This is a genomic window from Pseudomonas sp. JV245A (assembly GCF_032424515.1).
In the GTDB taxonomy this organism is placed as follows: domain Bacteria; phylum Pseudomonadota; class Gammaproteobacteria; order Pseudomonadales; family Pseudomonadaceae; genus Aquipseudomonas; species Aquipseudomonas protegens.
In genome coordinates this window covers 24,566-39,904 of the sequence record NZ_VYKE01000027.1, presented here as the reverse complement: position 1 = coordinate 39,904, position 15,339 = coordinate 24,566, and the positions used below count along the sequence as shown (strand labels likewise).

Sequence of the window (15,339 nt, the reverse complement as noted above, 5' to 3'; positions counted from 1 at the left end):
TCCGAAGCACACGCCGGCCTTCAGAAATACTGTGTCGCGCTGGCCCAGATCCGCGGCGTGCGCTCGGGCCCGCTGCCTTCCTGGTTGTTGTCCAGGGCCCAGGCACTGGTCACGCTGATCTGTTGCGAAGGACCGCTCCAACTGGCACCCACACCGGCGCCCGACAACTGGCGGCGGTTCTCGTCGTGGATCCAGGGGCTCTTGTTGACCTGCACCGCGCCGTGATCGACAAACGCCTTGAGCTGCCAGCGCGGGGCCAGGAGAAAGCGCAGTTCCAGGCTGGCCTGCCAGCCCTGGTCGCCACTGCCGCTGCCCTGGGGATAGGCGCGCACATCGAAGGGGCCGCCGATGCCGAATTTTTCCGAGCTGTCCAGGTTGGTCGAGGACCATTGGCCGTTGAACTGGCCATAGAGCTGAAAGCGCGGGCTCAGGTACTGCAGGCGCGCGGCATTGAGGTTGAGCTTCTGAAAGCCACCGTTGGTGCCGGCCGTGAAATGGTCGCGCCACTGGTCCATCGGGTCGTCGATGCTCAACCGGCCACTGCCGTAGGTGAGGTAGAAGAAGTTCTGCCCGCCGCCGAGCAGGCTGTCCTGGGAGTTGCCGTTGAGGCTCAGGCTCCACAGTTCCACATGCTTCTGGCTGCTGACTTCGAACAGGTCGATGTCGTCGCGCAGGCGCTTGTCCTCGTACTGCAACTGGGCGCTGAGATCGAAGGTGCGGCTGCGGATCAGCGGCTGAGTGATGAAGACACTGCCGATGCTCGCCTGGCCGTGGGCCTCCAGCACCTCGAAGTCCCGGCTCAACTCGTAGTTCATCCGCGAATAGGCCACGCCCACACTGGTGGACCAGGGGCCCAGGGGAAGCTTGTAGGCGGCGCGGTAGTAACGCTGGTCCTCGTCGCTGCCGAGCAGGCGCAGGTTGAACTGATCGCCCAGGCGCAAGGGGTTGTTGAGGTTGAGGCTGCCCCCGAGGCGGTATTCGCCGGTGTAGTAGCCGCCGAAGTTGTCGGCTTCCAGGGTGCCGCTGGCCCAGGGCCCGGGCTGCGCATTGACCAGCAGGTCGGTGGTGCCGCGCTGCTCGCCGGCACTGAGAGTGCCCTTGACCCGGACCCCGGGAAGGTCGCTCAACAGCAGCAGGCTGCGTTCAAGATCTTCACTGCGGACCGCGGTATCGCTGTGCAGTGACGACAGCGGGCCTGTGATCACCGAGTTCAGGGCCCGGGACTGGTTGTTCACTTGAATACGACCATAGCGACCTTCCATGACCTCGATACGCACCACGCCGTCCTCGATGTCCTGGGCCGGCAGGAAGGCCCGGGCCAGCATGTAGCCCTGGTCCTGGTAATAGGTCGTCAGGCGCTCGGCGGCCGCGCGCAGCTGGTTCAGGTCCAGCTCCTGGCCCTTGAGGTCCGCCAGCAGGGCTTGCAGCGTCTCGTTGCTGAACACCTGGTTGCCGACGATCACGAAGTCGTTGACCTGCAAGCGGATGCCGGAGGTGTCCGGAGCCTGGGCAGGGGCGCTCGGCGGCTTCGCCGGCAGGTCCAGCTCCGGTGCCGGCTGCTCCGGCAAGGCCGGTTGCGTGGCCTGGATGTCGCGCATCGCCTGCCCGGCGTTGGGCACATACACCGCGGCAGCCGCCACTGCGGGCAACATCAGCAGCAAGCCCAGGCAGCCCCCGGACAATCGCTGCCAGCGCCGTTCAAGGCCCCCCGCAAGCAGGCTGTTCGATGACTTGCCCAAGGCAACTTCAGTCTTGTATCCGCGCACTTCCACTCAGCGTCTCCCCGCTGTCAGTTGCCACTTGGTAATGAACCACCGCCTGATCCGGGGTAATTCCCTGCATATCGGGCAGGGCGATCCGCGCCGAGCCGAAGGGCTCCACGGTGATCCCCTGCAATGTGATTGATCGATTGCCGCTGCCCAGCGCCACCTCAGCGAAGGACACGTAGTACGGGGTCGGGTTGCCGGCCAGCAGCGCCGCGCCGCCCGCCCCCGCCGCCACAAGGCTCCAGCGCAACTGGCGGACCGCTTCGTCAGCCTTGCCGGACAAGCCCTGGGGGCGGTACAGCAGCTTCATGCGCATGCGCGATGCCAGCCGCAGCAAGTCGTCCTTCGCGGCCGCCAGGGGCGGTACTTCGAGAAAGTTGATCCAGAACACCGACTCCCGATCGCCGGGTAATGGCTCGCCGCTGTAGCGCAGGACCAGGGCTGCGTTCTGCCTTGGCTCGAGCCGGGAGATGGGTGGCGACAGCACGAACGGCACCACCAGGGCGCTGGGGTCGACCTCGGCGTCGCCCTTGTCCAGCCAGGCCTGCAACAGGATCGGCGCACGGCCGCTATTACCGACCCGGATGCTGATGGCCGGCTTGCCGGCGGGATAGATGAACCGTGTGCCGACAATCGACAGGTCGGCCTGGGCCCAGCCGCTGGACAAGGCCAGCAGCCCCAGCAGCCACCGGCAACCACGCAGGGAGCAAAGACGGCCATATCCGCCTTGATGGTCCATCAAGGCCGCTCCTCTACGGAACCTGCCGGCATCGCCCGGCAGGGGCGCTGAAGCACCACATAGCCCGTGGCGGAGGCCGTATCGCGGGGCGGCAACTGGTAGTCGATCAGGCACTGCTGATTCGGCTCCTGGCCCCATTCCACGCGAATCGTGCCCTGGTCCTGCTCGGTACGCAGCACCAGGCGGCTGCCCTGGCCCACCGCCCCCAGCTCGGCACCGTCCTGGGCATCGACAGCCACGGCAGCAAACGGCAACTGCTGGCCATCGGGCTGCTGGCTGTCGATCAGCACCGCACGCGCCCTGCGGGTCGGGTACGAAAGCATCACCACCGCCCCCGCCACCGGCGCCACATGGCGTGAGCTGAGCAGCAGCTCGACGTCGTCGGCAACGCCAGTGGGGTCGATGTCCACGGTGTTCAATTGATAGGGGCTCAGGCTGGAGACCACGGCATAGCCGCTTCCATCCACCCGCGTATCGGCATAGCCGACCCGGGCGCCCTTGGCATCGGGAGCATGCACCAGGCCCGTGGTTTCACTCAGGGTCTGGGCGAAGGTCAAGCCACCCGAATGCAGCACCATCCCCCCGGAAGCCCCCAGAGACTGCTGACGATAGTCGCGCCCCTGGGAAAAGCTCGAACTCAGGGAAACCTCGGGCAGGAAATAGTTGAGGCTGGCGTTGGTCGAGGTTTCGCCCTGGCGCTGGTCATGGGCGGCGGACAACGCATAGGTGGCGTCGCCATCCTTGTCCAGTACGCCGGAAATGCCGCTGGTGTAGTGCGCGCCAGAACGCTTGTCATGGCTGGCGTAGCTGTTGATCGTGGTACCCCGGCGCCCTTCCCGCCCCAGGGGAATCGACAGGCTGAAGCTGAAAAACGTGTTGTCCGCCCCCGCGCCTGCCCGTGAACCACTGCTGGAAGCACGCATGCGCTGAGCCATGAAGGAGTAGCTGTTACCGCGCCACTGGTTGCTGTAACCCATGGCGAAGTTCAGGGTCTGGCCCTGGCGATTCCAGTACTGGAGGCTGGAGCCCGTGGCATAGAGCTGCCCTGCGCCGTCGCCCAGTTGCTGGTTGATGTTGATATCCAGGCGGTCACGGACCCGGGCGAACGAGTCGACACTTTCGCCCTGGTTGACGTGGTCCTGCAGGGTGATGGCGTCCTGCAGGCCCAGGTAACCGCTGGTGGAATAGCGGTAGGCCAGCAATGAGAAGTTGGTCCCGCTGTTGGGCAGGTTCTTGCTGTAGGACAGGCGCACGCTTTGGCCCTGCATGCTGCCGCCCCGGGGCAGCTCGGTTCTGGCCTGGGTCAGGTCCAGGCCAAAAGCCCCGAGGGAAGTATTCAGTGCGCTGCCGATCAGCGCCGACATGTAGCTGCCGGTGAGTGCCGTGCCGGCATAACCGGTCAATTGGTTATCCAGGCCGTAGTGCAGGGTGCCCTGGGCCACATATTGCTCGCTGCCACCGAGCCCGGGGTTCGCCACCTTGCCCGCCGTCAGGCTGTAGCGTGAGGTGCCGGGGCGCAGGGTTTGCACGGTGGTGGCAAAAGGTACGGTAAAGCGGCTGGTCTGGCCGTTGGCCTCGGTGACCGTCACGTCCAGATCCCCACCAAAGCTTGCCGCTTGCAGATCGGAAATCTCGAACGGCCCCGGTGCAACGGAGGTTTCATAGATCATGTAGCCGCGCTGATAGACCGAGACCTTGGCATTGGTGCTGGCCGTGCCGCGGATCTGCGGTGCGTAGTAGCGCTGGCTCTCGGGCAGCATGCGCGGGTCGCTGGCCAGCCGGACACCGCGAAACGATACCGAGTCGAACAGATCGGCTTCGGTCACGCTCTCTCCCACCAGCAACTGCGAGTGCCAGGCCGGCAGGTCGGTCTGGGCATAGATGTAACCGCGCTGATAATGGCCGCCCACCTCCGGCGACCAGGTGGCGGTGCCGCTGTGACGCAGACGCCAGTCACCCAGGTTGAGCCCCAGGTTGAGCCCGGCATAGCCATCGGTCTGGCTTCGCCCATTGCTCTGGGAACTGAACAGGCTGGTGTTGTAGTTGAGCGTGGCCGCGGACACGCCGTAATCCCAGCTCGCCGGATCGACATAGGTTTTCGACAGGTTCTGCTGCAGGAAAAGCTGCGGCACCGACAACTCGATCTTCTGTTCCGCAATTTTGACGCGGGTGGTCGCGCCAGGGATGTAGCTGCCCAGGTCGCCGCAAAACAGCCCATCACCCATGAGAGGGTGAGAGGAATGGGTGCCCAGACTCGCATCGGTCTTTTTCAAGTCGATACCCAACTGCTGCAACAACGAACGGTCGTAGCACGGCTGGCTGCCCTGGGGGTCATCGCTGGCGCGGAACTGGATTTCCTGCAACGCCCGCCACTGACTGCTCACCAGCACATCAAGCAAGTATGTGCCGGGCGCGACATAGCCCAATTGTTGAAAGCGCGAGGTATCGATGGGAGTGCCCTTACCTTGAAATAGCATCTGGCTGTCGAACAACACATCCTGGCTGGAGCCCGTATCCGCAGCCTCTGCCGTCGCCGGCGCGATGCCGTCCTGGTCGGCCACCAGCACCATGGAATTGCTCATCAGCACCGCCGCCAGACACAGTGACTGCGTCGCCGGAACCCGTCTGCGGCCGGATGAAGGCCCAGAACAGCTCGCACGCAAATGCCGATGGCACGGAATACGCGACATAACGAGATCCCTGCCCCTCAAGAAAACCAAGCCACTGAAAAGCCCGCAGAAGTGATGAGGAACCCCGTCAAAGAAGCGACTTTTTCAGCAGGCCTCGGCCGCCGAAATCATCGATCACCTCATATTCGATTGATGCCTTGGTCGGCTGTGACGGAGCGCTCGCTGGCCAGGGGAAAGACTCATATCCGAAGGGTGCGACCATGCCTGGCTTCAAATCGATTCGACGGCCTGACACAGCAACTTCCATGCGTCCGAAGGACACGTAATAAGGTGTTGGATTGAACACTTTGATAACCGGAACTTGCGAAGCGCCTGCTCGACTTAATTCCCACTTGAGCTTTTCGCCAGCCATGCCCGCATTGCCAATCAAGTTGTCAGGACGGAAGAAAATCTTGATCCGAGTCCTGAATGCAAACTGCAACACGTTCTCGTCCTGTTTTCGCCGTGGTGGCGTTTCCAGTACATTCAGCCAAAACAATGACTCGCGATCTTTTGCCAAGGGTTCTTTTGAATAAGACAAACGCAATATTGCCGAGCCTCCCGCTTCCACCCGGCTGACTGCTGGGGCCAGAAGAAAGGGAACCTTGATTTCCTCAGGAGACTTGTTGGCATCGCCTTCGTCGATCCAACTTTGCGCCAACAAGGCCACAGAGCCGGTGTTACTCAACTTCAATGTAACTTCACGAGCCTCTGCTGGATAAACCAGGCGCGTACCTTCCAGTACTATCCCGGCATGCGCGACCCCCGACAGTATCCCCAGGAACATGACACCGATAACGAGAGAATGAACAAAACGCGCAGTCGGCGTCATGACCTGCCCCTTAATAACTAACTGCTGTTATTGGTATGCAAGGGTGTAGCGGATGTAGGACACGCCCGAACCCGCACCGACGGAGGCTTCAGTAGATACGTAAGCGGCCTGGTACTTCAGGGTTGCAGTCTTTTCAGTGGAGATCGTAGCGACCTGGGGTGCGGCTTCCGCCTGACCCAGGACGATCTTCGCCGGAGTACTGCCGTGGTCGTTGTAGATCTGGATCTGCACGCCCCTTGCAGGCTTGCTACCGATCAGCTTGAGGTTGCCGGAGGCAGGGTCGACGTTGCCGAGTTGATCGAACTCGATGGAAACGCTCTTACCAGCAGTACAGCTGGCACCCGAAAGCTGTAGTACGAACGGTTTCAGCGTAGAGGTCTTGCCGATCTCGCTAAATACAGACGGGTTGATAGTACCGAGTTCAACGTTAGTCTCGTTACCTTCGCCCGGTGCCTTGCCGTTGATATCGCAGGTGGTGTCAGAGATGCTGCCACTGAACTTCACCACGCCATCGGTAGCCTGGGCAAAGGATGGAATCAATGCTGCCAGCATCAACCCGGAAGTTGCCATGGACAAGAGAGTCTTGCGTTTCATCTGATTTCCTTTTCCAAATGATTATAAGGAAGCAACAACAAAACACTTCCCTCCGAAAGCAACCGACAATAATACTGCCGCCAGCCTGGAAGAACGGATTTGCCTGACCTTATAAAAGTTAATTAATGCTGCTTGTTCCCGGCACCCCGACCGGCTTGAACTACAAGTTCGGATCGGGTCTGCCAGCAGCGACCAAGCATATAGAAGAGTCGATTTATTTGGATCAAGATCACTACAGCATGATTTCCGGGAATGCTCGCGCAGAGAAACAGGAAATTTCTCGGAAGGGAAAACCGACTTAAACAACAGACAAACTAAAGTTACTCGCTAATAACAACTTCCTAGAATATCAATCCAATAGCCGATAACAGCATCAAGTATTGTGGACTATTGATATTTGGCCACGCACCGCCGAATCGACCGGGCGCAGGACGCACTGATTCCGCCGGCGCTAACAGTTCGGCAGAAGGCGTTGCTGGAAAACGAGGGGGGCGCACGGCCCGGGGCGGCCGATTGCGAGCAACAAAAAAGCCCCGGAAATCGATGATTTCCGGGGCTTTCATTTGTATGGCGGAGAGATAGGGATTCGAACCCTAGGTACCGGTGAAGGTACAACGGATTTCGAATCCGTCCCATTCGGCCACTCTGGCATCTCTCCAACGGCGCGCATCATAACAGCACCTTTGCTCGAAGCGAAGCCCCCCGAGCAAATTTTTTCCGTGCTATCAGATGCTTGCGTCGATTACAGCGGTACGCCGAGGCGCTGGGCCACTTCTTCGTAGGCTTCGATCACATCGCCCAGGCCCTGGCGGAAGCGGTCCTTGTCCATCTTCTTCTTGGTGTCCTTGTCCCACAGACGGCAACCGTCCGGGCTGAACTCGTCGCCCAGGACGATGGAGCCGTCGCTGAACACGCCGAACTCCAGCTTGAAGTCCACCAGCAGCAGACCAGCGTCATCGAACAGCTTGCTCAGGACTTCGTTGACCTTGAGCGACAGCTCTTTCATGCGTGCCAGTTGCTCGACGGTGCCCCAGCCGAATGCCACCACGTGGGATTCGTTGATGAACGGGTCGCCCTTGGCGTCGTCCTTGAGGAACAGCTCGAAGGTGTAAGGGTTGAGCTTCATGCCCTCTTCCACGCCCAGGCGCTTGACCAGGCTGCCGGCGGCGTAGTTGCGCACCACGCACTCCACCGGAATCATGTCGAGCTTCTTCACCAGGCATTCGTTGTCGCCCAGCAGCTTGTCGAACTGGGTCGGCACGCCGGCGGCTTCGAGTTTCTGCATGATGAAGGCGTTGAACTTGTTGTTCACCATCCCCTTGCGGTCCAGCTGCTCGATGCGCTTGCCGTCGAACGCCGAGGTGTCGTTACGAAACAGCAGGATCAAGCGGTCGGCGTCGTCGGTCTTGTAAACCGATTTGGCTTTGCCGCGGTAGAGTTCTTCACGTTTTTCCATGATGGGCTCCGCTTGCTAAGTAGGTGGGCTAGGCGATGTGGCGCCAGTCGAGCCCTGAATCTTGATCGGCCAGTTGCAGCCAGTCCGGGTCGCACCCGAGGGTGTCGACAAAACATTGCCGGGCCAGCTGCGGCAGGTTGTTCTTGCTGCTCAGATGAGCCAGGACCAGGTGCTGCAGGTCCTGCCATCCCAATTCGGCCACCAGGCTTGCGGCCTGATGGTTGTTCAAATGTCCCAGGTCGCCGCCAACCCGCTGCTTGAGAAAGTACGGGTAATAACCCCGTGCCAGCCGATCCCGGCAATGGTTGGCCTCGATCATCAAGGCATCCAGGCCACGGTAGCCGTCCAGCACCCCGGCGCAGTAGGAGCCGAGGTCGGTCAGCAGGCCGAAGCGCCGCTGGCCATCACTGAAGACAAATTGCGTAGGTTCCTGGGCGTCGTGGGCCACGGCAATCACGTCGATGCGCAAGGCGCCGATCTGCAGCGACTCGCCACCGCGGACAAAACCCGCGACCTCCACCGGTTTGCGCATCCCGCGCAAGGTGCCCTGGCTGAGGTAGACCGGTAGATTGTAGCGCCGAGACAGCAAACCCACGCCATGCACGTGGTCGGCATGTTCGTGGGTTACCAGGATGGCGCTCAACTGCGCGGGATCGACTCCCAGACGCAGCAGGCGCCGCTCGGTTTCCCGCAGGGAGAAACCACAATCCACCAGAACGCAGGTGTCGGCACTGACGATCAGCGTGCCATTCCCTTGGCTACCACTGCCGAGAACGGCAAAACGCATCGGATCAGCCCAGGTTGTCCTGAATCACGCCCAACACTTTGCGTGCCACATCGGCCGGCGCCACGGTGTTGATGTTCTTCTCGACGGTGACCTGGACGTTCTCGCCTACCTTGCTCAGGCGAACCTGATAGCGCTCGGCACGGGCTTCGATCTCTTCCTTGGCCGGCTTGCTGCCGAACAACTTGCCGAAGAAGCCCGGCTCGTCGTCTTTCTTCTCGGCTTTTTCCGCCAGGTTGATGTAGTACAGGCCCAGGCTGCGGTTGATGTCCTCAACCCGCCATTCGCCCTGTTCCAGGGCACGGCCAACGCTGGACCAGGCGCGATCGAGGTCGGCGCCCAGGTTCAGCACCGGGTTGCCGCTGCCATCCTCGCTGAGGCTGACCCGGCTCGGGGTATCGAAATCGCGGGCCGCCAGCAGAGACACCGAACCGCCCTTCTCGGAGGTGCGGCTCATGCTTGCCAGCATGTCGTCCACCAGCGCTGCGTCCAGGCCGGTGTTGACCGAACGGTTGGTGAATTCCACGTCGGCAGTGCTGCCGGCGGGACGCTCGGCACTGACCACGTAGACTTCACTGGTGTTGCGCTGCACGCCTGGCTCGATGCGTACCCGTACGCGGGTTTCGCTGTCGGCGGCGACGCCGGCACTGCTCAGGCGCTTGGCCACGGCCGCGGAAAGCTCGTCGGAACGCTGCCAGCCGGTGGTGAACTCACCGGTTTGCGGGCGCTGCTGATCCAGGCGGAAACCGTTGTCCTGGAAGAACTGCACCGCCACTGGCCAGACTTCGGCCGGTGGATGCTGGGCCATGACCCAACGCGAATCGCCGCTCTTTTGCAGGGTGTAGTCGCTGGCATCGGCAATGGCCGACAGCGGCTGGGGACGAGGCACTTCGTACTCGCCCTTGACGTTGTCGTCGGCCACGTTGCGCGGAATCGGCAGCAGAGGGTCCAGACGCTTGGCGGTCTGTACATCCGGCGGCAATTGCATCGGTGCTGTTTGTTGCGCTTGCAGGTAATCGCTACCCCGGTCACGGAAGTAGCCTTCCGGGCCCCAGATCCAACCGCAGCCACTGGTGCTGGAGATAATCAAGGCAAGTGCGGAAAGTCCGGCCATTCGCTTCATGCGTTGTACTTCCTCAATTAAACCAAGACGCCGGACTGGCGCATGGCCTGCCGCAGCGGTTCGTGACAGGCGGCACTGAGCCAGGTGAGCGGCAGACGGATACCGTCCGGCATCAAGCCCATTTCGTGCAGGGCCCATTTCACGGGAATAGGGTTGGATTCGATGAACAGAGTCTTGTTCAGCGGCATCAGGGTCTCGTGGATCTCCCGGGCCTTGGCGGCATCGCCGGCCATGGCCGCGGCGCACATCTGGCTCATGGCCCGTGGCGCGACGTTGGCGGTCACCGAGATATTGCCCTTGCCGCCCAGCAGGATCAGCTCGACTGCGGTGGCGTCATCGCCGGAGTACACCAGGAAATCGCCGGGCACGCCGGCCAGGATGGCCTTGGCGCGCTGCAGGTCGCCGGTGGCTTCCTTGATCCCGATGATGTTCTTCACGCTGGACAGGCGGATCACGGTCTCGGCCTGCATGTCGCATGCGGTGCGGCCCGGAACGTTGTAGAGGATCTGCGGGATGTCCACGGCCTCGGCAATGGCGCGGAAATGCTGGTACAGGCCTTCCTGGGTCGGCTTGTTGTAGTACGGGGTCACCAGCAGGCACGCATCGGCGCCGGCGATCTTCGCATTGGTGGTCAGCTCGATCGCTTCGCGCGTCGAGTTGGCGCCGGTACCGGCGATCACCGGAATGCGCCCTGCAACCTGGGTGACCACCCGACGAATCACTTCGATGTGCTCGTTCACATCCAGGGTGGCCGACTCACCTGTGGTGCCGACCGCCACGATGGCGTTGGTGCCCTCTTGCAGGTGGAAGTCCACCAGTTTGCTCAGGCTGTCCCAGTCGAGATTTCCCTGTGCATCCATGGGTGTGACCAGTGCCACCATACTGCCCGCAATCATGCAACCGCTCCTGCCGGAAAAAGAGAGCGGTAATGGTACTGGCGCCAAGTTCCTTGCACAAGCGAAGTCCCGCGCCATGAGCATTCCCCTGAGCGATGGTTTTCGCTACCCTTCAGGCTTTGATCGCTACTGATAAGCGTGTAGACCGGGTTATCGCCTGCCTGTTGGATCTGCAAAGCCCCACTCCCGCGTTGCCAGCCTGTGTTCCGAGCGTTTCGGGGCCAGTCGCCGGCTTGTGGTCCGAGGCCTTGAAGTTCCGCCGGCGACGCTTGCCCGGTACTGGCTTGTCAAAAAGTACCGACCGCTCATCGCTTTAGGAATGCTGCATGTCCACCCCCACAGTTCGCGAACAATTCCTTGTCATCAGTGCCCTCGGCGCCAACCCCATGGAGCTGACCAACGTCCTGTGCCGCGCCAGCCATGAAAACCGCTGCGCCGTGGTGACGTCGCGCCTGACCCGGCATGGCGAGTGCAGCGCGCTGGTTCTGGAGATTTCCGGCAGCTGGGACGCCCTGGCGCGCCTGGAAAGCAGCCTGCCGTTCCTGGCCAAGAAGCATGCCTTCACGGTCAACGTGGTGCGCAGCGCCGCCCTGGAAAGCCGCCCCCAGGCCCTGCCTTATGTGGCCTACGTCAGCGCCGCGTACCGCTCGGACATCGTCAATGAGCTGTGCCAGTTCTTCATCGACCATCAGGTCGAGCTGGAAAACCTCACCTGCGATACCTACCAGGCTCCACAGACCGGCGGCACCATGCTCAATGCCACCTTTACCGTGACCCTGCCCGCCGGCACCCAGATCAGTTGGCTGCGCGACCAGTTCCTGGACTTTGCCGACGCCATGAACCTCGACGCGCTGATCGAACCCTGGCGCCCACAGAACCCTATGTAAGGAAGCCCCATGGCCGTTGCTATCGATCAACCTATTGCCGATTTCCAGGCCCCCGCCACCAGCGGGCAGACCGTCAGCCTGTCCGACCTCAAGGGCAAGCAAGTGGTGATCTACTTCTATCCCAAGGACAGCACCCCGGGCTGCACCACCGAAGGCCAGGGCTTTCGCGATCAATACGCCGCCTTCCAGGCTGCCAACACCGAAGTCTTCGGCGTTTCCCGCGACAGCCTGAAGTCCCACGAGAACTTCAAGTGCAAGCAGGAATTCCCCTTCGAGCTGATCAGCGACAAGGACGAAGCCGTCTGCCAGCTGTTTGACGTGATCAAGCTGAAGAAGCTCTACGGCAAGGAATACCTGGGCGTGGACCGCAGCACCTTCCTGATCGACAAGGACGGTGTGTTGCGCCAGGAATGGCGCGGGGTGAAGGTACCCGGGCACGTCGACGCCGTACTGGCCGCGGCCCAGGCCCTGAACAAGGCCTGAAATGACCGGGGCGGCTGTATCAGCCGCCCCGTTTATCTAGAGTAGAGGTGCCACCACCGGGTCCTTCCTGGGCCAGGCATCCAGCACTGCCTTGAACAGGGTCGCCAGGGGAATCGCAAAGAATATCCCCCAGAACCCCCACAGCCCGCCAAACAGCAGCACCGCACAGATGATCGCCACCGGGTGCAGGTTCACCGCGCCGGAGAACAGCAGCGGCACCAGCACGTTGCCATCCAGGGTCTGGATGATCCCGTAGACCGCCATCAGGTAGATGAACTGATCGCTCCAGCCCCACTGGAACAGCGCAATCAGCGCCACCGGTACCGTTACCACCACGGCGCCGACATAGGGCACCACCACCGAGACCCCCACCAGCAGAGCCAGCAGGGCCGCATAGTTCAGGCCCAGGGCGACGAAGGCGATGTAGGTCACCCCGCCACAGATGACGATCTCGATGACCTTGCCGCGAATGTAGTTGGCGATCTGCCGGTTCATTTCATGGGCCACGCGAGTAATCAGCGTACGTTCGCGGGGCAGATAGCTGATCACCCAGCGGCTGATCATCGCCCGATCCTTGAGGAAGAAGAACACCAGGATCGGCACCAGCACCAGGTAGATCATGATGTTCACCAGCAAGGGCAGGCTGGACAGGGAGAAGGTCAGCGCCCACTGGCCGAACTTGCCGATCTCGCCCCTGGCCACTTCGATGGCCTGCAGCACCTGCTCGTCGGACACAAGATGCGGGTAGCGCTCGGGCAACAGCAGCAACAGCGACTGCCACTTGGCGAGCATGCCCGGCAGCTCGTTGAACAGGGTGATCAACTGATGCCAGAGCAACGGCACCACCACCAGGATGAACACCAGCAGCAGCCCCATGAAAAGCGCGAACACCAGCCCCACGGCCGCCCCGCCAGGCAGGCGCAGCCGCTCCAGGCTCACCACCAGCCCCTGCATCAGGTAGGCCAGGACCATCCCCGCCAGCACCGGCGCGAGCATGCCGCCCAGGGTCAGGACGGCAGTGAAGGCCAGAAACAGCAGAACGGCCAGCACCACCGCCTCTTCATCCGAGAAGTAGCGCTGAATCCAGTCACGTAGCACTTTGAACATCGATGTTCCTTAGATGAAGGCCCTCAAGGGCAGACTGCGCTCAGGCCTTTTTCAACCAGTAGCGATACACCCCGGCTTCATCCTCTTCACGCAGCAGGGTATGACCGGCCAGGCGGGCGAAAGTGCGGAAGTCACGCTGGGAGCCGGCATCGGTGGCAATGACCTTGAGTACCGCGCCACTGGCCAGGCGATTGAGTTCCATCTTGGCCTTGAGCAGCGGCAGCGGGCAGTTCAGGCCGCTGGCGTCCAGCTCGGCATCATGGGCGACAACATCGGTCATTGGGTTACTCCGATCATCAATTCAAGGCGTCTAGAATACCCTGCAAGCCAGGCCCGCCGGCAATAAAGAAGCCCGACACCAGAGCACTGCCGCGCGCTGCCGAAGCCACGATCAGATAGACGCCGGAATTTACCCAAAAGCACTTTTTATCCTCAGAGTTTTCACTGGCTTTGTCTGGTCCCCGGCCAGGTGTCCAGCTACAGTAGAGCCTTTGTCGATTAAGGCTTTGTGCATGAATGTATTGCGCCCTACCCTGCTGACGCTCGCTTGCCTGCTCGCCTCACCGGGCTTCGCCGACGACCTGCCGTCACTTGGTGATGCCAGTTCAGCCATTGTCTCTCCGCAACAGGAATACCAACTGGGCCGTGCCTGGCTGGCGTTGCTGCGCAGCCAGGTTTCGCAGCTCAACGACCCGCAACTCAAGGACTATGTTGAAACCAGCGTCTACAAACTGGTGGAAACCAGCCAGGTCAACGACCGGCGCCTGGAATTCATCCTGATCAACAGCCCGCAGCTCAACGCCTTCGCCGCTCCCGGGGGAATCATCGGGGTCAATGGCGGGCTGTTCCTCAATGCCCAGACCGAAGGCGAGTACGCCTCGGTGCTGGCACACGAACTGGCGCACCTTTCCCAGCGCCACTTCGCCCGGGGGGTCGAAGCCCAGCAGCGCATGCAGGTGCCGATGATGGCCGCCCTGCTGGCCGGGATCGTGATTGCCGCCGCTGGCGCCGGGGACGCGGGGATCGCCACCATCGCCGGCACCCAGGCCGCAGCCATCCAGGAACAGCGGCGCTTCTCCCGGCAGAACGAGCAGGAAGCCGACCGCATCGGCATCCTCAACCTGGAAAAAGCCGGCTACGACCCGCGCTCGATGCCCACCATGTTCGAACGCCTGATGCGCCAGTACCGCTTCGATGCCAAGCCGCCGGAATTTCTCCTGACTCACCCGGTGACCGAATCGCGGATCGCCGACACCCGCAACCGCGCTGAACAGGCCCGGCAAGGCGGCACCGAAGACAGCCTGCGCTACCAGTTGATCCGCGCCCGGGTGCAACTGACCTATGAGGAATCGCCAGGGCTGGCCGCCAAGCGCTTTCGCGCGCAGCTCGATGAGAACCCGAAGAACGACATCGCTCGCTACGGCCTGGCCATCGCCCAGATCAAGGGCAGCCAGTGGAACGAAGCACGGGAAAACCTCAAGCCCCTGCTGGCCAAGTCGCCCAACGACGTGACCTACAACCTGGCTCAGATCGAACTGGACATGGCCAACAGCCGCCTGCCGGACGCGCAGACTCGGGTCGAAAGGATGCTCAACCTGTACCCGGGCAATTACCCCTTGAACCAGATCCGCGTGGACCTGCTGCTCAAGCAGAACCGCCCGGCCGATGCCGAAAAGGCCCTGGAAGGCCTGCTGAAAAGCCGCCCGGACGACCCGGATGTCTGGTACCTGGTGGCGGAAACCCGCGGCCTGTCGGGCAATATCATCGGCCTGCACCAGGCCCGGGCCGAGTACTTCGCCCTGGTGGGCGACTATCGCCAGGCCATCCAGCAGCTGGACTTCGCCAAACGCCGGGCCGGCAGCAACTTCCCCCTGTCGTCGAGGATCGACGCTCGCCAGCGCGAGATGATGGACCAGGAACAGATGGTCAAGGACATGATGCGCTGACATTGACGCAAGCCACAAAAAAGCCCGCCTCTTACGAGGCGGGCTTTTTATTGGGCA

14 protein-coding genes and 1 tRNA gene are annotated in these 15,339 nt (G+C 61.9%); 3 read left to right on the top strand and 12 right to left on the bottom strand.

Annotated features, from left to right (window positions below):
* Positions 1–20: 20 nt before the first annotated feature.
* The 10 genes from F6S12_RS10845 to dapA all read right to left on the bottom strand — a co-directional run bounded on the left by F6S12_RS10845 (position 21) and on the right by dapA (position 10,859).
* On the bottom strand, positions 21–1,652 hold the full coding sequence (locus F6S12_RS10845; protein WP_202602883.1) for a ShlB/FhaC/HecB family hemolysin secretion/activation protein: 1,632 nt from the start codon (positions 1,650–1,652) through the stop codon (positions 21–23).
* Between the two features lie 94 nt (positions 1,653–1,746).
* A complete protein-coding gene (locus F6S12_RS10840; RefSeq protein WP_077933533.1) occupies positions 1,747–2,505 on the bottom strand; it encodes a fimbria/pilus periplasmic chaperone in 759 nt (252 codons plus the stop codon).
* Positions 2,505–5,087, bottom strand: a complete 2,583-nt coding sequence (locus F6S12_RS10835; RefSeq protein WP_315868896.1) for a fimbria/pilus outer membrane usher protein — start codon at positions 5,085–5,087, stop codon at positions 2,505–2,507. The genes F6S12_RS10840 and F6S12_RS10835 overlap by 1 nt, the downstream gene beginning before the upstream one ends.
* 175 nt (positions 5,088–5,262) lie before the next feature.
* Positions 5,263–6,006 (bottom strand): molecular chaperone, encoded by a 744-nt coding sequence (locus tag F6S12_RS10830; protein ID WP_315868895.1) that lies wholly within the window; start codon positions 6,004–6,006, stop codon positions 5,263–5,265.
* Positions 6,007–6,033: 27 nt separating this feature from the next.
* Positions 6,034–6,600 (bottom strand): fimbrial protein, encoded by a 567-nt coding sequence (locus F6S12_RS10825; RefSeq protein ID WP_011059800.1) that lies wholly within the window; start codon positions 6,598–6,600, stop codon positions 6,034–6,036.
* 568 nt (positions 6,601–7,168) lie between these two features.
* A tRNA-Ser gene (locus F6S12_RS10820) sits at positions 7,169–7,258 on the bottom strand.
* A gap of 84 nt (positions 7,259–7,342) precedes the next feature.
* Complete coding sequence (gene purC, locus F6S12_RS10815) at positions 7,343–8,056, bottom strand: phosphoribosylaminoimidazolesuccinocarboxamide synthase (protein ID WP_058433542.1); 714 nt, start codon at positions 8,054–8,056, stop codon at positions 7,343–7,345.
* Positions 8,057–8,084: 28 nt separating this feature from the next.
* Positions 8,085–8,843, bottom strand: coding sequence for an MBL fold metallo-hydrolase (locus tag F6S12_RS10810; RefSeq protein ID WP_011059798.1), 759 nt, complete (start codon positions 8,841–8,843; stop codon positions 8,085–8,087).
* A gap of 4 nt (positions 8,844–8,847) precedes the next feature.
* A complete protein-coding gene (gene bamC / locus F6S12_RS10805; protein ID WP_011059797.1) occupies positions 8,848–9,963 on the bottom strand; it encodes an outer membrane protein assembly factor BamC in 1,116 nt (371 codons plus the stop codon).
* 17 nt (positions 9,964–9,980) lie between these two features.
* The gene (gene dapA / locus F6S12_RS10800) at positions 9,981–10,859 is read right to left on the bottom strand and encodes a 4-hydroxy-tetrahydrodipicolinate synthase (RefSeq protein WP_011059796.1); all 879 of its coding nucleotides are present in this window, start codon (positions 10,857–10,859) and stop codon (positions 9,981–9,983) included.
* A 326-nt stretch (positions 10,860–11,185) separates the two neighbouring features.
* Between dapA and F6S12_RS10795 the strand changes: the two genes are divergently transcribed.
* Together F6S12_RS10795 and F6S12_RS10790 are read left to right on the top strand one after the other, a co-directional pair.
* Positions 11,186–11,746, top strand: a complete 561-nt coding sequence (locus tag F6S12_RS10795; protein WP_011059795.1) for a glycine cleavage system protein R — start codon at positions 11,186–11,188, stop codon at positions 11,744–11,746.
* Positions 11,747–11,755: 9 nt separating this feature from the next.
* Positions 11,756–12,229 carry a peroxiredoxin gene (locus F6S12_RS10790; protein ID WP_011059794.1) on the top strand — a complete coding sequence of 158 codons (474 nt, stop codon included), beginning with the start codon at positions 11,756–11,758 and terminating at the stop codon, positions 12,227–12,229.
* A gap of 36 nt (positions 12,230–12,265) precedes the next feature.
* On the opposite strand, the gene F6S12_RS10785 is transcribed toward F6S12_RS10790, so the two are convergent.
* Together F6S12_RS10785 and F6S12_RS10780 are read right to left on the bottom strand one after the other, a co-directional pair.
* Positions 12,266–13,336: an AI-2E family transporter gene (locus tag F6S12_RS10785; protein ID WP_011059793.1), complete on the bottom strand. Its 1,071-nt coding sequence runs from the start codon at positions 13,334–13,336 to the stop codon at positions 12,266–12,268.
* Positions 13,337–13,376: 40 nt separating this feature from the next.
* Positions 13,377–13,616 carry a sulfurtransferase TusA family protein gene (locus F6S12_RS10780; protein WP_011059792.1) on the bottom strand — a complete coding sequence of 80 codons (240 nt, stop codon included), beginning with the start codon at positions 13,614–13,616 and terminating at the stop codon, positions 13,377–13,379.
* A gap of 232 nt (positions 13,617–13,848) precedes the next feature.
* Here F6S12_RS10780 and F6S12_RS10775 point away from each other — a divergent pair, with 232 nt between their 5' ends.
* A complete protein-coding gene (locus tag F6S12_RS10775; protein WP_011059791.1) occupies positions 13,849–15,282 on the top strand; it encodes a M48 family metalloprotease in 1,434 nt (477 codons plus the stop codon).
* Positions 15,283–15,339: the final 57 nt, after the last annotated feature.